General features: G+C 36.2%; 18 protein-coding genes. 8 read left to right on the top strand and 10 right to left on the bottom strand.

From position 1 onward, the window contains the following. Positions 1 to 51: 51 nt before the first annotated feature. From aspS to NBT05_RS02245, 7 genes are all read right to left on the bottom strand, one after another. Positions 52 to 1,812: an aspartate--tRNA ligase gene (aspS, locus tag NBT05_RS02275; RefSeq protein ID WP_265771805.1), complete on the bottom strand. Its 1,761-nt coding sequence runs from the start codon at positions 1,810 to 1,812 to the stop codon at positions 52 to 54. 142 nt (positions 1,813 to 1,954) lie between these two features. Beyond that, complete coding sequence (locus tag NBT05_RS02270) at positions 1,955 to 5,461, bottom strand: efflux RND transporter permease subunit (RefSeq protein ID WP_265771804.1); 3,507 nt, start codon at positions 5,459 to 5,461, stop codon at positions 1,955 to 1,957. Continuing rightward, complete coding sequence (locus NBT05_RS02265; RefSeq protein WP_265771803.1) at positions 5,458 to 6,636, bottom strand: efflux RND transporter periplasmic adaptor subunit; 1,179 nt, start codon at positions 6,634 to 6,636, stop codon at positions 5,458 to 5,460. Before NBT05_RS02265 ends, NBT05_RS02270 begins: the two co-directional genes overlap by 4 nt. Positions 6,637 to 6,638: 2 nt before the next feature. Next, on the bottom strand, positions 6,639 to 8,009 hold the full coding sequence (locus NBT05_RS02260) for a TolC family protein (RefSeq protein WP_265771802.1): 1,371 nt from the start codon (positions 8,007 to 8,009) through the stop codon (positions 6,639 to 6,641). Beyond that, positions 8,006 to 8,608 carry a TetR/AcrR family transcriptional regulator gene (locus NBT05_RS02255; RefSeq protein ID WP_265771801.1) on the bottom strand — a complete coding sequence of 201 codons (603 nt, stop codon included), beginning with the start codon at positions 8,606 to 8,608 and terminating at the stop codon, positions 8,006 to 8,008. The genes NBT05_RS02260 and NBT05_RS02255 overlap by 4 nt, the downstream gene beginning before the upstream one ends. 425 nt (positions 8,609 to 9,033) lie before the next feature. Then, positions 9,034 to 9,465, bottom strand: a complete 432-nt coding sequence (locus NBT05_RS02250; protein WP_265771800.1) for a type II toxin-antitoxin system VapC family toxin — start codon at positions 9,463 to 9,465, stop codon at positions 9,034 to 9,036. After that, on the bottom strand, positions 9,455 to 9,709 hold the full coding sequence (locus tag NBT05_RS02245; RefSeq protein ID WP_265771799.1) for a DUF6364 family protein: 255 nt from the start codon (positions 9,707 to 9,709) through the stop codon (positions 9,455 to 9,457). The genes NBT05_RS02250 and NBT05_RS02245 overlap by 11 nt, the downstream gene beginning before the upstream one ends. A 401-nt stretch (positions 9,710 to 10,110) precedes the next feature. On the opposite strand from NBT05_RS02245, the gene NBT05_RS02240 reads away from it, so the two are divergent. Both NBT05_RS02240 and NBT05_RS02235 read left to right on the top strand, forming a co-directional pair. Continuing rightward, positions 10,111 to 10,878: an IS5 family transposase gene (locus tag NBT05_RS02240; RefSeq protein WP_265770084.1), complete on the top strand. Its 768-nt coding sequence runs from the start codon at positions 10,111 to 10,113 to the stop codon at positions 10,876 to 10,878. 174 nt (positions 10,879 to 11,052) lie between these two features. Then, positions 11,053 to 12,030, top strand: coding sequence for a polyprenyl synthetase family protein (locus NBT05_RS02235; protein WP_265771798.1), 978 nt, complete (start codon positions 11,053 to 11,055; stop codon positions 12,028 to 12,030). Positions 12,031 to 12,040: 10 nt separating this feature from the next. On the opposite strand, the gene NBT05_RS02230 is transcribed toward NBT05_RS02235, so the two are convergent. Next, positions 12,041 to 12,403 carry a hypothetical protein gene (locus NBT05_RS02230; protein WP_265771797.1) on the bottom strand — a complete coding sequence of 121 codons (363 nt, stop codon included), beginning with the start codon at positions 12,401 to 12,403 and terminating at the stop codon, positions 12,041 to 12,043. A gap of 282 nt (positions 12,404 to 12,685) precedes the next feature. Between NBT05_RS02230 and NBT05_RS02225 the strand changes: the two genes are divergently transcribed. From NBT05_RS02225 to NBT05_RS02205, 5 genes are all read left to right on the top strand, one after another. After that, positions 12,686 to 15,469: a 2-oxoglutarate dehydrogenase E1 component gene (locus tag NBT05_RS02225; protein WP_265771796.1), complete on the top strand. Its 2,784-nt coding sequence runs from the start codon at positions 12,686 to 12,688 to the stop codon at positions 15,467 to 15,469. Between the two features lie 2 nt (positions 15,470 to 15,471). Then, entirely contained in the window at positions 15,472 to 15,780 is a 309-nt protein-coding gene (locus tag NBT05_RS02220) for a nucleotidyltransferase family protein (RefSeq protein ID WP_265771795.1), read from the top strand. Continuing rightward, entirely contained in the window at positions 15,764 to 16,108 is a 345-nt protein-coding gene (locus NBT05_RS02215; RefSeq protein ID WP_265771794.1) for a DUF86 domain-containing protein, read from the top strand. The genes NBT05_RS02220 and NBT05_RS02215 overlap by 17 nt, the downstream gene beginning before the upstream one ends. 63 nt (positions 16,109 to 16,171) lie before the next feature. Beyond that, complete coding sequence (odhB, locus tag NBT05_RS02210; protein ID WP_265771793.1) at positions 16,172 to 17,455, top strand: 2-oxoglutarate dehydrogenase complex dihydrolipoyllysine-residue succinyltransferase; 1,284 nt, start codon at positions 16,172 to 16,174, stop codon at positions 17,453 to 17,455. 145 nt (positions 17,456 to 17,600) lie between these two features. Then, the gene (locus NBT05_RS02205) at positions 17,601 to 17,930 is read left to right on the top strand and encodes a DUF3140 domain-containing protein (RefSeq protein ID WP_265771792.1); all 330 of its coding nucleotides are present in this window, start codon (positions 17,601 to 17,603) and stop codon (positions 17,928 to 17,930) included. Position 17,931: 1 nt separating this feature from the next. Here NBT05_RS02205 and NBT05_RS02200 read toward each other — a convergent pair whose 3' ends face one another. Then, positions 17,932 to 18,855 (bottom strand): GYDIA family GHMP kinase, encoded by a 924-nt coding sequence (locus NBT05_RS02200; protein WP_265771791.1) that lies wholly within the window; start codon positions 18,853 to 18,855, stop codon positions 17,932 to 17,934. A gap of 3 nt (positions 18,856 to 18,858) precedes the next feature. Next, entirely contained in the window at positions 18,859 to 20,169 is a 1,311-nt protein-coding gene (locus NBT05_RS02195) for a hydroxymethylglutaryl-CoA reductase, degradative (protein WP_265771789.1), read from the bottom strand. Positions 20,170 to 20,475: 306 nt separating this feature from the next. Between NBT05_RS02195 and NBT05_RS02190 the strand changes: the two genes are divergently transcribed. Further along, the gene (locus NBT05_RS02190; protein WP_265771788.1) at positions 20,476 to 22,596 is read left to right on the top strand and encodes a S9 family peptidase; all 2,121 of its coding nucleotides are present in this window, start codon (positions 20,476 to 20,478) and stop codon (positions 22,594 to 22,596) included. The last annotated feature ends 22 nt before the right edge of the window (positions 22,597 to 22,618 follow it).

Genomic DNA, 22,618 nt, shown 5'->3' with positions numbered 1-22,618 from the left:
ATTTTAAGCTAAATAAAGATAGCTGTTATATTACCCGTACTGATGATTCTTCTAAGCCTTGCTAACTTCTCGAATCCCTAAACCCAATTCGTTCAGTTGTTCCTGGTCAATAGGAGCAGGGGCATCAATCATTACATCCCGACCGTTATTATTTTTAGGAAATGCGATAAAATCCCGAATGGTTTCCTGGCCACCTAAGATAGCAACCAATCGGTCAAACCCAAAGGCAATTCCCCCATGGGGTGGAGCACCGTATTCAAAAGCATCCATTAAAAACCCAAATTGCGCTTTGGCTTCTTCCGGAATAAATCCAAGATAATTAAACATCAAAGCTTGGGTTTTTTTATCATGAATCCGAATGGAACCTCCTCCAATTTCGTTTCCGTTAAGAACCAAATCGTAAGCATTAGCTCGTACTTTCCCAGGATCAGAATCGAGTAAAGCAATGTCCTCCGGTTTGGGAGAAGTAAAAGGATGGTGCATGGCATGATACCGCTCCGTTTCTTCATCCCATTCTAACAGCGGAAAATCAACCACCCATAAAGGAGCAAATTCTTCCGGATTACGTAGGTTCAGGCGTTCTGCAAGTTCCATTCGTAGTGCACTTAACTGTGTTCTTGTTTTTTGAGTAGGTCCGGATAAAACACAAATTAAATCGCCCGGTTTAGCATTGGTAACTTCTGCCCACTTTTTTAAATCCTCCTGATCGTAAAATTTATCTACCGAAGACTTAAAACTTCCGTCTTCATTATATTTCGCATAAACCATTCCTAAAGCTCCCACCTGCGGGCGTTTGACCCAATCGATCAGTTTATCAATTTCTTTACGGGTAAAGGAAGCTGCACCAGGTACGGCAATCCCTACCACCAATTCAGCTTCTTTAAATATTTTAAACTCTTTTTGTTGTGCCAGCTCGGTTAAATCCCCAAACTTCATATCAAACCGAATATCCGGTTTATCATTTCCGTAAGTTTTCATTGCCTCGTCATAGGTCATTCTAGGAAATTCTGCGATTGAGATATCTTTAATCTCCTTTAATAAATGTCGGGTAAGCCCTTCAAATATGTTTAGGATATCTTCCTGTTCTACAAAAGACATTTCGCAATCTATCTGTGTAAATTCAGGTTGGCGATCCGCGCGTAAATCTTCATCCCGGAAGCATTTTACAATCTGAAAATATTTATCCATACCGCCTACCATTAGCAATTGCTTAAAAGTTTGGGGAGATTGAGGTAAGGCATAAAACTGCCCTTCATTCATACGCGATGGCACTACAAAATCACGAGCCCCTTCCGGAGTAGATTTAATTAAATACGGCGTTTCTACTTCTATAAAACCAGCCTTAGAAAGGTAGTTTCGAACGTTCATCGCTACCTGGTGCCTAAACACTAAATTGTTCCTTACCGGATTACGACGAATATCCAAATACCGGTATTTCATTCGAATATCTTCCCCACCATCTGTTTCGTTTTCTATAGTAAATGGGGGCGTTTCCGCTTTGTTTAGAATAGTCAAATCTTTTACTAAAACCTCAATATCTCCAGTAGGCATATTGGGATTTTTAGATTCACGTTCAATTACTCGTCCGTTAATCCGGATCACAAATTCACGCCCTAAAGACTGCGCTTCACTAAAAACAGCCTTAGGTGTACGTTGTTCATCAAAAACCAGCTGTGTAACCCCGTATCGATCTCGTAAATCGGTCCAGATAATAAATCCTTTATCCCTTGATTTCTGAACCCATCCGGAAAGGGTGACTTCTTTATTAATATCCTGAGCTTGTAATTCTCCGCAAGTATGACTTCTGTACATAACGCCTAATTTAAGGCTGCAAAAGTAAGAAGATTAGCGGTAACTAACACTCCGTTTATAAAATAGAGTTTGTAAAATCTGAATCAGTTTAGAATTCTTAATCCTAGATATACGTACAAATGATCCTATTGATACAAACCTATTATACAGTTGCTGTTTCACCCACAACTTCGACAGCTTTACTCGATCTTTTCTTTTTAATCCAAACCTTAAAACGGTTTACGGTATAGAACAAGCAAGGCACAATAATCAAGGTTAAAAACGTAGCGATAATCAAACCGTAGATTACGGTCCAAGCCAGAGGTCCCCAGAAAATCACGTTGTCTCCACCCATATAAATTTTAGGGTCTAAACTTCCGAACAACGAAAAGAAATCAATATTTAAACCAATGGCTAACGGAATCAAACCTAGTACGGTAGTAATCGCAGTTAAAATAACCGGACGTAAACGCGCCCTACCTCCTTGTATAATCAATTTCCGAACTTCTTCGTTAGATAGGACTTCATCATCGTTCAGGTCTAATTCCACTTTCTTTCGGTCAATTAATAATTGCGTGTAATCTAAAAGGACCACCCCGTTATTTACAACGATTCCGGCAAGCGATATAATTCCCATCATGGTCATCATAATCACAAAAGAAGACCCGGTAAGGATAATACCTCCAAATACACCTATAAAACTTAAAAAGATAGCAATCATAATAATCGAAGGTTTGGATATAGAACCAAACTGAAAAACTAAAATCAACATAATCAAGCCTAAACCTGAAAAGAACGCCCCCATTAAAAAGGACATTTGTTTACCTTGTTCTTCAATCTGACCGGTATAATTAACCTCTACTCCTTTAGGAATATCATTAAAACTTAGCATTACATCCTGTACTTGTGCAACTACAGCACCTGCATCAGTATACCCGGGTTGTAGGCCTGAATATACGGTAACCACTCTTTTTCCATCCCGATGTTTAATAGCACTAAAAGAAGAAGTATTACTTTCTGAAGCTACCGCTGAAACCGGAATTTCTTTTAAACGTCCGGTAGCAGGATCTCTAAAAATAATATTTTGATTAAATAAAGCACTGGTATTATATCGATTAGCTTCGTTAAAACGAACGTATATATCATAATCTTCTCCGTCTTTCTTATAAATTCCTGCTTTTTCACCAAAAATAGATCTTCTTAACTGATTTCCAACCTGTCCGGCGGCAACCCCCAGTTCTCCAGCTTTTTCTCGATCTACAACCACCTGCATTCCAGGTTTCCCTTTATTTACATCGATTTTCAATTCTTCAATTCCCGGAATGTTTTTACTGGCAATAAAATTTCGCATTTTCTCAGCGGTGATGATCAATTCTTCGTAGTCCTGACCTTCCAGTTCGATATTAACCGGATACCCAATAGGAGGACCCACCGGATCTTTTTCTACTGAAATTGCTACTCCGGGGTAAATACCTTTTAAGGCATCCTGTACTTTTTGTCGGAGTACTTCAGAGTCTTTTCCCTGTCGGTATTTATATTCTCTCATAGTAGCGGTAATCTTTGCCCGATGTGGCATTTCCGCATTACTGCCCCCATCCGTTTGTGGGTTACCGGCGCCTTCTCCTACCTGTGATACCGCAGATTCAACCAGGAAATTATACCCGTCGCTTTCCGTATAATCATTATTATTTAAGACATCATAAACCCGGTTTTCAATGGCTTTTGTGATACTATTGGTTTTGTCAATATCCGTACCCTGTGGATATTCAATATACACCATGATTTGGTTAGGTTTATTATCCGGAAAGAATTCCACTTTTGTATTCTGGCTACCTACGGAAGCACCAAACATACCAAAAACCACAAATAACAGCACAAAATTTCCGATGATAAAGGCATACGGTCTCCACTTACTCAATGCAAAATGTAGGAACCCCTGGTATTTATTTTCCAACCAAACTAAAAACTTTCGTTGAAAAACAGTAGCACCTTTCTTTAATACGTATTTATATACCCAAAACATAATCGCTGTAAAAATCAATAAAGATCCCAGTCCCCGAACCGGGCCGCCAACTAATAATATAAAAATACCCAGGCCTCCCAAAATAGCACTTAGCCGAATGAGCTGTTTCACACTAAGTTCTTTCTCTTCAACACTCATAAACCGGGAAACCAGCATGGAATTCATAAAAATGGCAACAAATAGGGATGATCCCAGTACTACGGATAAAGTAATGGGGAAATAGATCATAAATTCTCCCATCACACCAGGCCACATCCCTAACGGAACAAAAGCAGCCACCGTGGTTGCTGTCGAAATGATAATAGGAAAAGCAATTTCTCCAATTCCTTTTTTGGCAGCTTCAATCCTTGACATTCCTTCTTCATCCATTAAACGATAGACGTTTTCTACCACCACAATACCATTGTCAACTAACATCCCTAATCCCATAATTAAAGCAAAAAGGATCATAGTATTCATAGTATATCCCAATGCAGATAAGATCATAAAGGACATAAACATGGACATCGGGATGGCAAAACCAACAAATAAAGCATTTCTAAACCCTAAAAAGAACATCAATACGCCTACCACCAGGATAATCCCAAAAATGATATTATTAACCAGGTCATCTACCTGATTAATAGTTTTAGCCGATTGGTCATTAGCCTTAGAAACTTGAAGATTGCTTGGAAATACATTCTCTTTAGCATCTGCTAAAATTTCATCAATTTTTTCAACGGCTTCCACCATATTTTTACCCGATCGTTTTTTAACTTCAAGCATCACCACATTCTCCCCAAACTCACGGGCGTAGGTGGTTTTATCTTCTTCTTCAAAAGAAACTTCGGCAATATCTTTTAAATACACCGCTCCGTCCTGTGACTTTACTACGAAGTCTTCTAATTGCGAAGGTTGCTGAATTTCTCCGTCAATACGGATGGTACGGCGTTGCCCACTGGTGATCATATTGCCGGCAGACATGGTGACGTTACCGTTCCTAATGGTATTAAGCACGTCATCAAAGCTTACTTTAGCCGCCATCATTTTATAAATGTCCACGGCAACTTCTACTTCTTTTTCCTGTGCGCCACGAATATCTACTTTTTTAATTTCAACAAGGTCTTCAATCTCATCTTCCAGGTATTCCCCATATTCCTTTAATTTTTCAACCGGGTAATTTCCGGTAATATTAATATTGAGGATTGGGGTTTCTTCAGAAATACTTAGGTCAAAAACATTAGGTTCTACCTTAGCACCGTTAAATACAGGCCAATCTTCGTTAGCCGTCTCCGCATCCACTTCATCTTTTACTTTTTGCTTAGCTTCCGGAATGCTGATTTTATCGTCGAATTCTACGGTTATTATTGCGTAATCTTCCTGCGAAGTGGATAATACTTCTACCACATTACTTACGTTTTTTAAACGATCTTCTAAAGGATCAACAATTAGCCGTTCAATATCTTCTGAAGTATTACCGGGATAAGGAGCACTGATATAAATTTTGGTCTCATTGATTTCTGGAAAATTTTCCCGTGGCATGGCAAAGTAAGCGGATAATCCGAGTACCAGGAAAATAGCAATCATTACATAAACCGTAGTGCTGTTATCAATCGCCCACGATGAAAGAAAAAATTCTTTATCTACGTTCTTTTTCTTCTTGCTCATATCACATCCTTTATAATTTCTACTTGTTGCCCGTCTTTAACACTACGAGCACCCTCACTAATCACTTCATCTCCGGGTTGTATACCTTCAATGATTTCAATGATATCTCCTTGCGTTTTTCCGGTTTTTACAATCACCCTTTGTGCTTCAGCAATGTTTGCTTTACCGGTACTCTTTGTAATATAGGTATATTGTTCACCTTTTGCATTTTCAGATAAAATACTTTGAGGTACCAGAACCGCTTTTTTACTGGTGTAATCGTTAATCATTACCCTTGCTGTTAAATTCGGTTTAATTTCTCCATTACGGTTGGGGATATCCACTTCAACTGTAAAAGAACGGTTATTAGGATTAATATAATTTCCTACCTGGCGGATTTTTGTAGTAATCGTAGTGTCCAGTATCGGGAAATAAATTTTAGCTTCTTTACCCACCGTCACATTTTTAATATAGCTTTCAGGTACTTCGGTTTGAATGTACATATTATCCAGGTTTACAATCCGTAAAACGGGGGTTTGCCCGGCTGCAACCACACTTCCCTGTTCGGCAATAACATCATCTACAATCCCAGAGAAAGGAGCGTTAATAGTACTTTTTCCTAATTGTTGTTTCATCTGGGCAATGGCATTTTGCTGTGCTTCATAATTGGTTTTAGCCTGTAAAAACTGAATTTCTGATCCGATTTTTTGTTCCCATAATTTCTGCTGACGTTCGTAAGTAGTTTTAGCCAAAGCTTCCTGTACCTCCATTTGTGCTAATTGTTGACTTAACCCTCCGTCATCCACACGGGCTAATAACTGGCCCCTTCGTACACGTTGACCTTCTTTTACATACACCTTGGTTAAGGTGCCTGAAAATTCCGGGTAGAGTACAATGTTTTTCTTAGTTTCTACATTCCCCTGTAATTCCAGGTAATGATTAAACAAGGTGTCTTTTACTTTAATAGTGGTGACTAACGGAAGTTTCTGAACACTATCCAATTTTGCAATGGCATTGTCCAGTTGTTTTAAGTTTTCAGTAGCTTCTCGTTGTTGTGCAATGACTTCTTTTCGTTTGGCTCTTATAGCGACCAGGTCACCGTTCTCAATAGCGTCTTCGATAGAAGTGCCGTTTTCAGACCCGCATGAAGAAAGAATCAGAAAAAATGCGGTTAAGATGGATAAATATGTTTTCATTTTTATTGATTTTCAGGAATGTTAAGGATAGTTTCTAATTGTGCTTTATTATTGACGATAGCTAACATGGATTGTAAAATTTCTTGTTGTGCTGAATATAATTGAAGTTGCGCCTGGCGAAGTTCAAAACTGGTTGCTAAACCCTGCTCGTATTTAATTTGATTTTTATTCTCAATACGCTTAGCAAGTGCCAGGTTTTGTTTTAATATTTCGTAATTTTCTAGAGAAAGTTGGTAATCACTTAGCTTGGAATCATATTGAAGTTTAAGTTGTTGCTGTATTTCTTCAAACGAAGTGTTTGCTTGTTCAAAAGCAATCCGGGCTTGTCTGGTTTTAGCCCTGCGTTTAAAAGAACTAAATACAGGAATTGATAAATTTACTCCCAAAATAGAGGATTGAAACCAAGGTTGGCTACTATCGAAAATAGTAAATTCATTACTAAAAGCGGAAGTACCGTAATTAATGAAAGCACCCAGAGAAGGTAAAGCTTTACTACGTTCCAATTTTAATTCTAACCTTCTTTGCTCAGTTAGCAAATAACCCAAACGATAATCAATGTTATTTTCAATGGTAAAATTTTGGGTTAAGACGTTCAGGTCTGTGTAGGCAGATGATAACTGATCCAGACTTTCAGTTAACGTAGTATTAGCATTGACATCTACTCCAATCGTAAGGTTAAACATTTCTTTAGCAATACGGGTGAGGCGTTGCGTATTATTAAGTTGATTTTTAATTTGTAAAAGCGTCACCTGCAATTGTTCTACATCTTCTTCTTCAGCTAGGCCGTTTTCAAAAATAATTTTGGTTTCCCTATAATTTTTTTCTAGAGTAGCCACGTTACTTTCCAGAATGGCAACACTTTGTTGAGCTACTAAAACACTACCATAAGCATTGATGACACTTTCTCGAACCTGTAACCGGGTTTTTTCTTCCGTATCGTTAGCGTATTGTAAAAAACTCTTAGCTGCCTCGATACCTACCAGGTATGAACCGTCAAATAATAATTGACTTAACGTTGCAGTTGCAGAAGCATTATGTTGCGTACCAAATATTACAGGTACAAAAGTTCCTGGTTGTCCTCCTGTAAATTCCGCTGGGATTAAAGTAACCGGTTGTTTTAATTGGTTTTGATAATTAGCATCAATACCTATCTGTGGCAATCCGGAAGCAGTAGCTTCCCATTTGCGTTCTAGGGCTTTGGCAACCTCGCGTCTAGCATTAATTGCCTGGTAACTGTTTTCCAGGGCAAAAGTAATAGCCTGATCAAGGGTAAACGAATATTGTGCGGATACTGGCTTTCTATCATCTTGTCCGTAACCGGAAAAGGTGAAAAAGCTGCAAAAACACAATAAAACGTAAGCATGTTTTATCATCTGAATGTTTTTAATAGGTTGTCTAATATTTGTAATCCTTTATTGGTTGCAATTCCCCTGATATGGTATTCCAGGTAATTTTGTTGCAATTCAGCAACTTCAAATTGTTTATTTGGAAACATATCCTGGTCTTTGATACTATTCATTCCCATAAAATAGATTCGGGATATAAATTCAATATTTATATGTTTTAAAAATACGCCGTTAGCAATACCCCGGTTTAAATTTTCTATTACACAATCCTGCATTACTTCAAACTGCTTTTTTTTTAGCGTAGCGTAAATCTTCGGATAATACTTTTGTAACTGATATTGAGGAGAAGCTTTTTCATTTTTAAGGTGGTTTATTACAAAAGCTTTGATGGTAAACAACTCTTCAATAGGTTCTCGTTTTTCTTCTAAAATAGTATCAATACCGGTACGAATAGCGCAAAAAGTATGATCTGTAGTAGCTTCCACCAATTTTGTTTTATTTTGAAAATGCGTATAAATGGTTTTTTTAGAAATACCCATTTCCGAAGCAAGGTCATCCATGGTAATACTTTTAAATCCAAAATTTAAAAACAAGTCATTAGCCTTTTCAATAATCTTTTCTCTCATACATCAAGTAAACATGCTTCAAAAATAAATAGGAAACTTTAAAAACAATTAAAGTTTCCTAAGTTTTGCATTACTTTAACAATTCTAAGGATTGAAGTTAATCTAAGTAAGACTTTCTCGAATCAATAGATGTTTAAGGCATTGGCATATACTATGTTGTTAAATAGAATTATTACGGAATCTTTTTATATCGGACTTGTTTATTACAAGGGACACGAATTAATTCATGTAGTTTAGAAATCCCTTTCCTTGAAAAAATGATGGAAATGGGAAAATGAGAGAATTTACAGGGTGTAATCGTAAAAGACCCCTAAGGTTTTCAAAACCTTTGGGGTCTCCACTCTCCAAAAATTGAGATGCTTAAAAGTTTAGAATCAGATGCTAGTTTTCTGATAAATATTCATTTATAACTTATGTTAACCTTTTTAACTTTTATTTTGTTCTCTCATGTTTAGGAAATTTAAAGGTGTCATGACAGCAATAGAAGAATTTCGATAATCTTTTACATTTCTGGTAATAATTGCATCTAAGTTTTTTATGTTTAAGGCAGATGAATATTGAATAGAATCTTCAAAGTCTGAAAAATTATTAGTAAGTGCTTGTACAATTTCATTCTTTGTGGTTCCAATAATTTCAGTTATTTCCGTTAGTATCTCTACAATCTCCAGCGTTTTCTTATGACCTAGAAACTTTCTTATAATGTAGTATACGTTACTGATACTGATAGCTGATATGTATAAGGTTAGATATCCTTGTTCGCTAAGTTCAAAAAGTTCACTAGCGGGATTTGCATAGGGTTGTCTATCTGAAAAAAAATCGATGACCACGTCCGAATCAACAAAAAGTTTAAACGCCATATTTTTTTGAAAGTTCTTCGGTTAAAACTTTTTTATAGTCAAAATTTTCATCTGTTTTTATAATCCCCCTTAGCTTCCTAACTTTTGGTGAAAGTCTGTTTTCTTTTACTTTTATCCGATCTACAGCAACAAACTTAAAGTAATTCTCCACCATCTCCGATAGGCTTTGACCTTTTGCTTTTGCATATTTTTTTGCTACTTCAATAACTTCTTTTTCAATAGTTAAGGTTAACTTGGTGTTCATTTACTTTCTTTTAATTAAAAATACGTATTTATTTTTATATTAAAAACACGTGTGTAAAATTGTTTAATAGTTGGTGTTGAATAGAAATACAAAAATAGCCTTGTCTTATTAGAGAGAATTGTACTTATTCTAATTCAATAAGTATTAGAATAAATACGTTGTGGAAAGCTAGAAATAATATCGAACCAAAGAAACCCCAAAGGTTTTCAAAACCTTTGGGGTCTCAATCTCTTTAACTTTTATTTTGTTCCTTCATTTTTAGAAAGTGTAAAAAGTGAACAACAAATTTCATTTTATAGTTCCTTGGCTTTAAGAGCATGTTTAAACTAAATTTTCGGATAATTTTTTTGTTAAAAAGCTGGATAGTCTAAACTTTGTAGTTGACTAAAACAACAATGTTTATGCAATCTAAATATAACAGATTAACTACCCAGCAATGGGAATATATGGAATTATTTTTACCTAAGAAAACCCGGGGGCATTATAAACTACGGGATATTGTAGACGCTATTTTATGGCAACTCCGTACAGGTACTCAGTGGCGTAACCTCCCGGATAGTTTTCCAAAATGGCAAAGTGTATACTATTACTTTCGCAAATGGCAAAAAGATGGGACACAAGAGAGATTAAATATTGAGCTTAACAAAATGGAGCGGAACCGACAAGGGAAAGAACCAACACCTAGCTTGTTATCCATTGATAGTCAATCCATAAAGTCCGGTCCTTTTACAAGTATGTCAAAAGGGGTTGACGGTAATAAAAAGGTAAATGGCCGTAAACGTCACGTAATTACTGATACGTTAGGTTTAGTTTGGGGGGTTGTTGTAGGGGCTGCCAATGAAGCTGATGGGGTAGTAGCCAACAAAGTTGTGGAACCTTTATTAGGGTACCTGGATAGGATGGAAAAAATAGTAGCTGATCATGCCTACAAAACAATATTTAAGAGGTGGGCTGAAGAAAATGTAATTGGACTTGAGGTAAAGATATCATCAACTCCCCCATCCACAAAAGGTTTTGTTCCCTTGAAGTGGAGATGGGTAACTGAAAGGACTTTCGGTATCTTCAACTTCTTCAGAAGACTCGATAAAGACTATGAAAAAACGAAGGAAAGTCAAGAATCTTGGGTATTATGGCAGAATTGTCAAATCATTCTCAATAGAATAAGGTAATTTATAAGAATCTTATTTAAACATGCTCTAAGTATAATCTATAATAAAGAAAAAAACCTTATTAATTCAATTGGGGCGAGGTAAAATGTGAAGGAAAGAAACAATATTATCAAAAAGTAGAATAGAAAGTCAGCGGTATACATTTTCAAAAAAAATGTAACTTCGCTAAAAAAAGTGCATACTTTACCTGAATACCACAAATTCTTTTCTGACTTTTTAAAGGATAACATTCAACCCAAATCCCCTACTACTTTATACGAACCCATATCCTATATCCTTCAGTTAGGAGGAAAACGTTTACGCCCCGTACTAACTCTATTAACCACTGAAATCTTCGGAGGTGCTTATAAACAGGCGTTACCTGCTGCATTAGCCATTGAATTATTTCATAATTTTTCCTTAATCCATGATGATATAATGGATGCGGCACCTTTACGTAGAGGAAAACCTACCGTACATAAAAAATGGAATGTAAATACGGGTATTTTATCCGGAGATTCGATGTTAATAGAATCTTATCGCTTTTTTGAAGTGTATGATTCTGATATATTTTTAAAACTGGTAAGTTTATTTTCTAAAACAGCATTAGAGGTTTGTGAAGGGCAACAGTTGGACATGGATTTTGAAGATCAAAAAGAAGTCGCTATTGAAGACTATCTGCATATGATTGAGTATAAAACTGCCGTTCTAGTAGGGGCAGCCATGCAGATGGGAGCTTTAGTGGCGGGTAGTTCGAACCAAAATCAGGAAGCCGTCTATAATTTCGGCAGGTATTTAGGTATAGCTTTTCAACTACAGGACGATTACTTAGATACTTTTGGTGATCCTAAAACCTTTGGAAAACAAGTGGGTGGCGATATTATCGAGAATAAAAAAACCTACTTGTACCTTAGTGCCATACAAAATAGTACCACCGAACAGAAAGCAGAGTTACTTCACTATTTTTCTACTGAAAATTTACTTTCGCCAGTTGAAAAAGTCCGAAAGGTATCCTCACTTTATCAAGAAACAGAAGCTGATAAAGTTACCCGCACAGCTATTGAAAACTATACGGATAAAGCTTTTTCTATTTTAGACACGATCAGCATTTCAAAAGATAAAAAAGAGATGCTATACAACTTTGGTCGTGATCTTATGGATCGTAAAGTGTAAAGATAATTTTTTACGGAGTAGAAAGTTTAGATATCTCAACTTCTTCAAACTTTTCATTGGTTTGAACTTTGTAACTTTTACCAGTAGAAACATTCGTGAATTTCCAGGTATAACCGGATTCAGTTTGGGTCACCGGAGATCTGGCAATTTGAGAAGCTTTACTACTAGTATTTTTCTCAATAATAGTATTCACCATTACACTTAGTTGTAATGATTCTGCTAGTTTTCTTTCGGCAATTTCTTCTTCGGTGGTTAACTCAGTTTCAAGGGGTATAGATTTAGAAACATTTGTTGAATTTTGTGCGGTTTTCTTTGAGGTTCCACAAGCATAAAGTGCTAATAAAATACTAAAAGAAATCAATAATTTTTTCATGTTTATTTATTTTAGGGTTGATCGAAATTAGTGGTTTATAAAGCTTTAGCCAAATTTTTAAGTCTTTTTTAAGAAAATTAAATATTAATTTTATGTGATTACCGTAACGTAATTACGTTATAAAAATCTTAAAATTTGAGAAGTTTGTATTATAGTTTAATTTATATTAGAATACCCTTAACAAAAGGCATAAATAAATATCATATTTTCAGTTATCAATTTATCCTTATTATTGTATTTTTGTTGAGATTTGTCAGGTAAAAGGCAATCGAATACTTACTTATGGATAACTATTCATTTTTGAATGCGGCTCATACCGCATTTTTTGCAGATTTATACGAGAAATATCTAGAAAGCCCCGATAGTGTAGAGCCCAGTTGGAGGGCTTTTTTTCAAGGGTTTGATTTCGGACAAGAAAATACCGAAGAATCAGGGGAAGTCGTTTATATAGAAAGAGAAGGAACAACTTCGGTCAAAGTACCGGATAATGTTCAAAAAGAATTTCAGGTAATACAATTAATTGATGCGTATCGCACCCGGGGTCATTTGTTTACTAAAACCAACCCGGTAAGAGAGCGTAGGTCATATTTACCTACATTAGCTATTGAGAACTTCGGGTTATCGGCATCTGACCTTTCAACACAGTTTAATGCTGGTGAAATTATTGCCATCGGTAAGTCGTCACTTCAGGAAATTATAGATCACCTGGAAATGGTTTATTGTGGTGCTATCGGAATCGAATATATGTTTATCCGTAATCCGGAAGAGCGGGAGTGGATACAAAAGCGTATTAATTTTAATAAAGCACAGTTTCAGTTTTCTACGGAAGAAAAAAAGCATATTCTTAAAAAATTAAACCAGGCGGTTTCTTTTGAAAGCTTCTTACATACTAAATATGTAGGTCAAAAACGATTTTCATTAGAAGGGGGAGAGTCTTTAATACCTGCCCTCGATGCCCTAGTTGAAAAAGCTGCCGATATCGGAGTTAAGGAGTTTGTAATGGGGATGGCACACCGGGGTCGTCTTAGTACCTTGACTAATATATTTGGTAAAAGTGCAAAAGATATCTTTAGCGAGTTTGACGGTAAAGATTATCAGGAAACTATTTTTGACGGGGATGTAAAATATCATTTAGGTTGGACTTCAAAACGGGAATCTGATAAAGGAAAGGCCATCAATATGAATATTGCACCTAATCCCAGTCATCTGGAAACCGTAGGGGCGATTGTAGAAGGGATTACCAGGGCTAAACAAGATCGTCATTATAATGAAGATACCTCTCAGGTATTGCCTATCGTAGTACATGGGGATGCGGCTATTGCCGGACAGGGATTGGTCTATGAAGTAGTGCAAATGGCGCAACTGGACGGATATAAAACCGGGGGTACCATTCATATAGTAGTAAATAACCAAATCGGGTTTACTACTAATTACCTGGATGCAAGATCCTCTACCTATTGTACGGATGTAGCAAAGGTTACGCTTTCCCCCGTTTTACATGTAAATGCAGATGATGCGGAAGCCGTCGTACATGCAGCAAATTTTGCATTGGAGTTCCGGATGAACTTTAAACGTGACGTATTTATTGACTTGTTAGGCTATCGTAAATACGGGCATAATGAAGGTGACGAACCGAGATTTACACAACCTAAACTATATAAAGCTATTGCTAAGCATAAAAACCCACGGGATATTTATGCGGAGAAATTGATAGCAGAAGGTATCATCGATAAAGGGTATGTAGCTAATCTTGAAAAAGAATACAAGGCTTCTTTGGAAGAAGAGCTGGAAGACTCCAGAAAAGAAGAAAAAGTAGTCATTACTCCCTTTATGCAAGATGAGTGGAAAGGTTTTTCCAGGGTGCAGGAAGATGAAATGATGGAGGCGGTAGATACTACGTATGACAAAAAGAAATTAACCAAAATTGCAAAAGTAATTTCAAAACTTCCGGAAGATAAAAAGTTCTTACGCAAGATAGAACGATTGGTTCAGCAGCGTCATAAAATGTTTTTTGAAGAAGATAAGCTGGATTGGGCCATGGGTGAATTGTTAGCTTACGGTTCTCTATTACAAGAAGGATATGATGTTCGTATGTCCGGTCAGGATGTAGAACGAGGTACTTTTTCCCATCGGCATGCGGTTATAAAAGTGGAAGATAGCGAAGAAGAGATTGTACTTCTTAATCAACTGCAAAAAGATCAGGGAGATTTTTATATTTATAATTCCTTACTTTCGGAGTATGGCGTAGTAGGCTTTGATTACGGATATGCCATGGCAAGTCCTGATACGCTCACGATTTGGGAAGCGCAGTTCGGGGATTTTAGTAACGGAGCACAAATTGTAATTGATCAGTATATTTCTTCCGCAGAAGATAAATGGAAATTACAAAACGGGCTAATTATGTTATTACCCCATGGGTATGAAGGGCAGGGAGCAGAACATTCTTCGGCGAGGATGGAACGATATCTTCAACTATGTGCAAAAGATAATATGTTTGTTGCAGATGTAACTACCCCTGCTAACTTATTTCATTTATTGCGTAGGCAAATGAAAGCTACCTATCGCAAACCCCTGATCGTATTTACACCGAAAAGTTTATTAAGGCATCCTAAAGTAGTGTCTACGGTAGAGGATATGATAAACGGTAGTTTTCAAACCGTGATTGATGATCCGGTTGCAAAAGCAACCAAAGTAAAGTCCTTAGTATTCTGTACCGGTAAGTTTTACTATGATTTATTAGAGAAAAAGGAAGAAGATAATAGGGAGGATGTTGCCATTGTTAGAATCGAACAATTATTCCCATTACCTGTAAAACAACTGGATGCACTTATTAAGAAATATAAAGCGGATGAAGTGGTTTGGGCACAAGAAGAACCCAGAAATATGGGGGCTTTAAGTCATATTTTATTAAACTATGAGAAAGCTTCAGGATTTAGGTTCGCCAGCAGACGTTCTTATGGAGCACCTGCAGCAGGGAGTGCTACCCGTTTTAAAAGAAGGCATCAGGAAGTAATAGCGTACGTATTTGATAAGTCAAAAGACAATCAAAAGCGAAGAAAGAAATAGAGATGTTATCCAAGCAAGAAGTCATATCAAAAATTTTAGATCATAAAGAACAAATCAAAGCATTTGGTATTTCCGAATTAGGATTGTTTGGCTCTTATGTAAGAGAACAACAAACGAAAGAAAGTGATATTGATTTATTAATTGATTTCGAAAGTATGGGTAGCAAATCTTTTAGAAGCTTTATGGATTTTTGTTATTTCGTAGAAGATTTATTTACTACCAGTAAAGCGGATATAGTTACTAAAAACGGGTTAAGTAAATATATTGGACCGCAAATACTGAAAGAAGTTGAATATGTCGAAATCTGTTAGTAATTTTTTATGTCACCTAAAAGATGAATGTGCTTTTATTGAAAAACATACAGTAGATCTTTCTGAGGATGAATTTTATAATAAAAAAATACTTCAGAAGGCATTAGTTCGAAGTTTAGAAGTAATTGGTGAAGCATCTAAAAGTATAAGTATAGAAGAAAGAAATACATATTCTGAAGTTCCTTGGGGAAAGATGATAGAAATTGCTGATAACGGAACTTATCGATATTTTAATATAGATTACAAAACGGTTTATACTACTTGTACAGATGTAATACCAGATATACATCTTCAATTAAAAGAAGTATTAAAAGAAATAAAAGAATAAATAAATTTGAATTTAAAATAGGTCTTTTCTTTAATTAAGACCAATCAACAAAGAATAAATACTATGGCTTTAGAAATGAAAGTCCCATCTCCGGGAGAATCGATAACCGAAGTAGAGATTGCACAATGGTTAGTTGAGGATGGAGATTATGTAACCAAGGACCAGGCAATTGCCGAAGTAGATAGTGATAAAGCAACCCTAGAATTACCAGCAGAAGCAAGTGGTATTATCACCTTAAAAGCTGAAGAAGGGGATGCGGTAGCGGTAGGCCAGGTAGTTTGCCTTATTGATACGGAAGCTAAAGCACCGGACAGTTCTTCTGCGGGAGATGAAGGAGGAAGCGGGAATGCCGCTAAAGATGTGGATGCGCAACGAGATAAAACCGAAAATACCAGTGATAGTAAAAAAGCGGAAGCTAAAATTGAAACACCTTCTAAACCTACCACCCCGGTTCAAAAGCAAGATACCTATGCAAAAGGAGTAGCTTCTCCTGCTGCCCGAAAAGTGCTTGCTGAAAAAGATATGGATGCTTCACAAATTTCTGGTACCGGACGTGACGGACGTATTACCAAAGAAGATGCCATAAAAGCCAAGCCTTCTATGGGAACTCCGGGCGCCGGACGGAGAGGAGAGTCTAGGAAGAAGTTATCCATGCTCCGACGTAAAGTTGCAGAACGTTTGGTTTTAGTAAAAAACGAAACGGCTATGTTAACTACGTTCAACGAGGTAGACATGCAACCGATATTTGACTTACGTTCCAAATATAAAGAAACCTTTAAAGAACGCCATGGCGTAAGCTTAGGCTTTATGTCGTTTTTTACTTTAGCTTGCGTAAAAGCATTACAGGAATTTCCGGCGGTAAATTCAATGATCGATGGTAAAGAAATGATTTCTTATGACTTTCAAGATATTAGCATTGCCGTATCAGGGCCAAAAGGCTTAATGGTTCCGGTAATTAGAAATGCAGAAAATCTAAGCTTTAGAGGAGTAGAAACCGAAGTAAAACGACTGGCAATTCGAGCCCGGGAAGGACAAATTACAGTGGATGAAATGACCGGAGGTACTTTTACGATTACTAACGGAGGTGTTTTTGGAAGTATGTTATCTACTCCTATTATCAATCCACCACAAAGTGCTATTTTAGGAATGCACAATATTGTAGAACGCCCAATTGTAAGAGACGGAGGTATTGTAGTAGCCCCTATCATGTACGTGGCCTTATCCTATGACCACCGTATTATTGACGGTAAAGAATCCGTAGGTTTCTTAGTGGCTGTAAAAGAAGCTCTGGAAAACCCGGAAGAGTTACTAATGAATAACGATGTAAAACGAGCTTTGGAGCTATAAGTATACGTCGAAATAAAAATGAAAAGGGATTGCTTTTATAAACAATCCCTTTTCATTTTTAAGTTAAAAGATTTCCTTTTGAAGTGAATACATTGCTTAAACTCATAGTAGCTTTAAAAATAAAAAAGCATGTCAAAAAGTAACGATGGATGAAATATACGATGAGTTCTATAATTTAGTAAATATGCAACCTAAAGAATTAGAGGAGTGGTTAGAAACGGATAAGTCCAAAGGCGTTGGACAAGATGATGGGGATGGCGAATCAAAAGGACATAAGAGCGGTAAAAAGATCGTTGATATTAAAAACACTAAAAAAGATAATCTATCTGATGATCAATACGATCATATGAACAAAGTAATTAGCTACATTAAGAGACACAAAGCACAAAAGCCCTATAACGATATTAAGGAGTCTGATTGGAGATATAGCTTAAAAAACTGGGGGCATGATCCGTGTAAAGAAATGGATTGTTGATTTAAAGAACCATCTCTACATACGGAATAATCGTTTGATACCCTTTTCGCTTAAAGTAATCTAAATCATTGTCAGTTCGAGTGGTAACCATAACAAAATCACCGCCCCAACCTCCCAGGCTTTTGACGGTATGCGGATATTCTTTAAAAAATTCGGATTTTATAGTGGATGTTTTTAGAATTGTAGAAAGTAATAATTCATGGTTATTTAAGATTTTTTCAAAACTTTCTATGTTTTTAGCTTCTAATAGATCTTTTGTGAACTGATTAATTTTAGAAATACTTGATGTTAATTCGGTTTTAGGTAAAGAACGGTAATGTTGTATGGCTTCTTTACTATCTTTTTTTTGGTTAAGATGAACAAAATAAATGTGATCTGAAAAATTCGGATGAAAAGAAATGGATTTTACCTTAGGTTGAGATGCAGTTCTCTGGTATAGAACAGGTTGTTTACTAGAAGCCACGGCAATATCATATCCGCTACCACCAAAACTTAATTCCAATAATTTAAAAGGATTCACTTCTGCCCATTGTGCGATGTTATTAATTAATGTAGAAGAAGATCCTAATCCCCAGTTACTGGGAAATTCCAAAAGGGTAGTAACCACAACACCTTCACTTTTTTTTAAAAAGTTAGGATTAAGTTGCCGAGCAGTCTGTAAGATTTTTGAAAGGGTTTGAGCAATTTTTTTCTGTTCAGGAGTTTCACTTACTTCTAGAGGTTCTAAATTGTGCAAAGAAAATTCAGCAGAAAACCATATCTGATCCTTTTCGGTTTTACTTGTCCATTGTATCTTACTGCTCTTTACTTCGGTTACCTCAAGATGTTGTCCTCTTTTAGTAGGAACAGCCAAAGCTTGAGCTTCGTCTAAAACCAGGTATTCCCCGGTAAGTAATAATTTTCCATGACTATAATAGATCTTCATATATCAATTTCGTAAAGTTTCTAACAAGGAAACCGCTTTACTATAACTTACCGGTTCTTTTTTAAAATAAGTGATAGCCTTTTCTTTTTCAGTCGGTGAAGCCTGTAACGAATTCAAGATATTCATCAAATGCATTTTCATATGTCCCTGTTGAATACCAGTGGTAATTAAAGAATTAATGGCTGCAAAGTTCTGAGCCAAACCAGCCACTGCCGTGATTTGCATGAGTTCTTCAGCATTAGGATGTTGTAATAATTCTAAAGCAAGTTTGACCAAGGGGTGTAGCGAAGTCAGGCCGCCTACCGTACCTAAGGCCAATGGAATTTCAATAGAAAAAGTAAACGTATCATCCGTGAGTGTCACATTCGTAAGGCTTTTATAAACTCCGTCTCGTGCTGCAAAGGCGTGTACCCCTGCTTCAACCGCTCTAAAATCATTACCCGTAGCCAGCACTAGTGCATCAATACCATTCATAATACCTTTATTATGAGTAACCGCACGATAAGGTTCCACCATGGCTATATCCACTGCTTGTTTAAATTTTTCGGCGTAGCCTAAAGAAGATAATTTATTAGTGTTTGGTAAATCCTTAATAGCACAACTTACCTGCGCTTTGACTATGCAATTAGGAACGTAATTAGAGAGAATACTCATAATTACCGTAATTTTATGTTCCTTAAAAAACATATAATTTTTAGATTCAGTAAGCAAGATATCTGCGAACCTTTCCAGACAGGAATTAATAAAGTTAGCACCCATGGCATCCACCGTTTGAAAAGTGCAATGAAGTTGGTAATAACCTGGAATGCTCGCACTTTTATCCATTAGTTGAATATCTAAAATACCACCACCTCGCTTCTCCATATTCGCGGTAAGGTCTTTAGTTCCGGTAAAAAAGTGGTTTTTATGCTTTTCAAAAAAGGTAAGAAGGTCTTTATATGCGCCGTCAAATGTGAAATGTACCTGTCCTACTTTTTCCGTATTTAGTACTTCTGCCGTAAACCCTCCTCGCTGTAACCAGAATTTCGCTGCTTTGCTCGCTGCTGCTACCACTGAACTTTCTTCAATGGTCATCGGTAAAGCGTATTGACGGTCGTTAATAAGAAAATTAGGAGCAATAGAAAAAGGCAGGTAGTAGTTGGATATGGTGTTTTCAGCAAATTCTTCATGTAGTTTTTGTAGCTGAACATCCGTATTCCAATAGGTTTTTAAAACCTGAACGCTTTTTTTATTATCATTAAAATAATGAGTAACTAACCAATCAATTTTTTCTTCTTTGGTTAGTTTTGAAAATCCTTCCACAATTTTAGACATAGAGTTGGTAGCCAATAATTAGAAAATTAAAGTGTATTTTGTTATGTTTTTTGAAAAAATATAACAATTTCAAAGATACTAATCAGTATGGGTTTAGCTCTTCTTTAAGTATTCCTTTTAGCAAGTATCTGTAATAGAAGAATCTTAATACGAATATGTTAAAGTTTATATTCCAAACGAGCAAATTATTATTGTATTTATCATGAATTGTTGTATTTTACAAAAATATTTTAACGTAAAGTACAAATAACTGAAAATAGTATGATTAAATATAGTTGGTTACTTTTTTTTCTTGTTACACCTTTTATGCATTCACAACAAAAAGAATTCACAGTTGAAAATATATGGGAGCATACCTTCGCACCGGAGCTTTTAGAATCCTTACATCCGATGAATAACGGTACAGAATATACGGTTCTCGAAAAAAATAAAGAAACCGGGCAATCTTCTATTGAACTTTATAATTATCAAACCGGAGAGAAGGTAAAAACGGTAATTAGTTCTTCCTTTATAAAAGGTTTGTCTAGTATTGATAATTACGAATATAGTACTAACGAAAGCAAAATTTTATTGGCTACTGAAGTTGAAAATATCTACCGGCATTCTTTTCGGGCTATTTATTATGTGTATGACGTCGCTTCTAACGGAAGTTTTAAACTGAATGATAAAAAAATACAGGCTCCTTTATTATCACCGGACGGCAGTAAAGTTGCCTACGTCATGGATAATAATTTATACGTCCTTAATTTTACAACCGGAGCAGAAATTCAGCTAACCGATGATGGTAAGAAAAATGAAATTATCAATGGAATAACCGATTGGGTGTACGAAGAAGAGTTTGCTTTTGTCCGAGCTTTTGACTGGAGTGCAGATGGGAACAAACTAGCTTTTCTAAGGTTTGACGAAAAAGAAGTTCCGGAGTTTTCTATGGATGTATTTGGTGCTCAGTTGTACCCTCAACAGGAAGTGTTCAAATATCCTAAAGCAGGAGAAAAGAACGCAAAAGTCTCGTTGCATCTTGCAAATCTGGAATCAATGGCGTTAGATCAGGTCAAGTTAGGTTCATATACCGATTTCTATATTCCTCGAATTGAATGGACGGCAGATGCTAATATTTTAAGCGTACAGGTGATCAACCGGCATCAAAATGAATTGGATTTAGTATTTATAGATGCTGTATCTAAAAAACCTACCATAGTTTTAGAAGAAAAAGATCCGGCATATATTGATATTACGGATAACCTTACTTTTTTAAAAGATAATAGTTTTATCTGGACTAGCGAAAAAGATGGGTATAATCATATATATCACTACAATAAGGATGGTAATCTGAAGAATCAGGTAACAAAAGGAGATTGGGATGTAACCCAATATTATGGTTTTGACGAAGATTCAAAAACCGTTTTCTACCAAAGTGTGGAAGGAAATTCTATTAACCGGATGGTGTACTCTATAAAGCTAGATGGCTCTAATAAGAAAAAGCTAAGTCAAAAAGAAGGTTCGAATGAGGCTAATTTTAATAAAGGTTTTAAAACTTACGTAAATACCTTTTCGGATGTTAATACTCCTTATTTATTTTCATTAAACGATGCAAAAACCGGAAAAGTAATCAGAGAACTTAAAGAGAATAATACTTTAGTTACTAAGTTAAAAGATTATAAGGTACTACCTAAAGAGTTTTCTACTATTGAAATCAATGGGGAACAGTTAAATATGTGGACGATAAAGCCTGCCAACTTTGATGCTTCAAAAAAATACCCACTTTTTATGCATCAATATTCCGGCCCGGGTTCGCAACAGGTTCAAAATACCTGGAACCGTTATAATGATTATTGGTTTATGATGTTAGCCCAACAGGGGTATATGCTTATTTGTGTAGATGGTAGAGGTACCGGGTTTAAAGGAGCAGCTTTTAAGAAAAGTACGCAGAAAGACCTGGGTAACCTGGAAGTACAGGATCAGATCGCAGTAGCTAAAAAAATGAGTGATCTTCCGTATGTAGACGCGTCCCGAATTGGTATTTGGGGATGGAGTTACGGAGGCTTTATGTCCAGTAATTGTATATTTAAAGCCCCAGATACTTTTAAAATGGCAATAGCAGTTGCCCCAGTGACCAATTGGAGATTTTACGATACTATTTATACGGAGCGCTATCTTACCACTCCTCAGGAAAATGCTAAAGGATACGATAGCAATTCCCCGATAAATTATGTAAACGGATTAAAAGGAAACTATCTGTTAGTACATGGTAGTGCTGATGATAATGTACATGTTCAGAACACCATGCAATTGATAGAAGCATTGGTACAGGCAAACAAACAATTTGACTGGGCAATCTATCCGGATAAAAACCACCGAATTTCCGGAGGGAATACCAGTATCCACTTATATACAAAAATGACAAACTTTATAAAAAGTAACCTTTAAAATATAACACTCACACTGTAAA

The organism is Aquimarina sp. ERC-38 (assembly GCF_026222555.1).
GTDB lineage: Bacteria > Bacteroidota > Bacteroidia > Flavobacteriales > Flavobacteriaceae > Aquimarina.
This window is presented reverse-complemented; position numbering and strand designations above follow the sequence as displayed.

Excerpts from the sequence above, each read along its gene's own strand:
- aspS (WP_265771805.1), bottom strand. The coding sequence starts at position 1,812 with ATGTACAGAAGTCATACTTGCGGAGAATTACAAGCTCAGGATATTAAT.
- NBT05_RS02270 (WP_265771804.1), bottom strand. The coding sequence starts at position 5,461 with ATGAGCAAGAAGAAAAAGAACGTAGATAAAGAATTTTTTCTTTCATCG.
- NBT05_RS02265 (WP_265771803.1), bottom strand. The coding sequence starts at position 6,636 with ATGAAAACATATTTATCCATCTTAACCGCATTTTTTCTGATTCTTTCT.
- NBT05_RS02260 (WP_265771802.1), bottom strand. The coding sequence starts at position 8,009 with ATGATAAAACATGCTTACGTTTTATTGTGTTTTTGCAGCTTTTTCACC.
- NBT05_RS02255 (WP_265771801.1), bottom strand. The coding sequence starts at position 8,608 with ATGAGAGAAAAGATTATTGAAAAGGCTAATGACTTGTTTTTAAATTTT.
- NBT05_RS02250 (WP_265771800.1), bottom strand. The coding sequence starts at position 9,465 with ATGGCGTTTAAACTTTTTGTTGATTCGGACGTGGTCATCGATTTTTTT.
- NBT05_RS02245 (WP_265771799.1), bottom strand. The coding sequence starts at position 9,709 with ATGAACACCAAGTTAACCTTAACTATTGAAAAAGAAGTTATTGAAGTA.
- NBT05_RS02240 (WP_265770084.1), top strand. The coding sequence starts at position 10,111 with ATGCAATCTAAATATAACAGATTAACTACCCAGCAATGGGAATATATG.
- NBT05_RS02230 (WP_265771797.1), bottom strand. The coding sequence starts at position 12,403 with ATGAAAAAATTATTGATTTCTTTTAGTATTTTATTAGCACTTTATGCT.
- NBT05_RS02225 (WP_265771796.1), top strand. The coding sequence starts at position 12,686 with ATGGATAACTATTCATTTTTGAATGCGGCTCATACCGCATTTTTTGCA.
- NBT05_RS02220 (WP_265771795.1), top strand. The coding sequence starts at position 15,472 with ATGTTATCCAAGCAAGAAGTCATATCAAAAATTTTAGATCATAAAGAA.
- NBT05_RS02215 (WP_265771794.1), top strand. The coding sequence starts at position 15,764 with ATGTCGAAATCTGTTAGTAATTTTTTATGTCACCTAAAAGATGAATGT.
- odhB (WP_265771793.1), top strand. The coding sequence starts at position 16,172 with ATGGCTTTAGAAATGAAAGTCCCATCTCCGGGAGAATCGATAACCGAA.
- NBT05_RS02205 (WP_265771792.1), top strand. The coding sequence starts at position 17,601 with ATGGATGAAATATACGATGAGTTCTATAATTTAGTAAATATGCAACCT.
- NBT05_RS02200 (WP_265771791.1), bottom strand. The coding sequence starts at position 18,855 with ATGAAGATCTATTATAGTCATGGAAAATTATTACTTACCGGGGAATAC.
- NBT05_RS02195 (WP_265771789.1), bottom strand. The coding sequence starts at position 20,169 with ATGTCTAAAATTGTGGAAGGATTTTCAAAACTAACCAAAGAAGAAAAA.
- NBT05_RS02190 (WP_265771788.1), top strand. The coding sequence starts at position 20,476 with ATGCATTCACAACAAAAAGAATTCACAGTTGAAAATATATGGGAGCAT.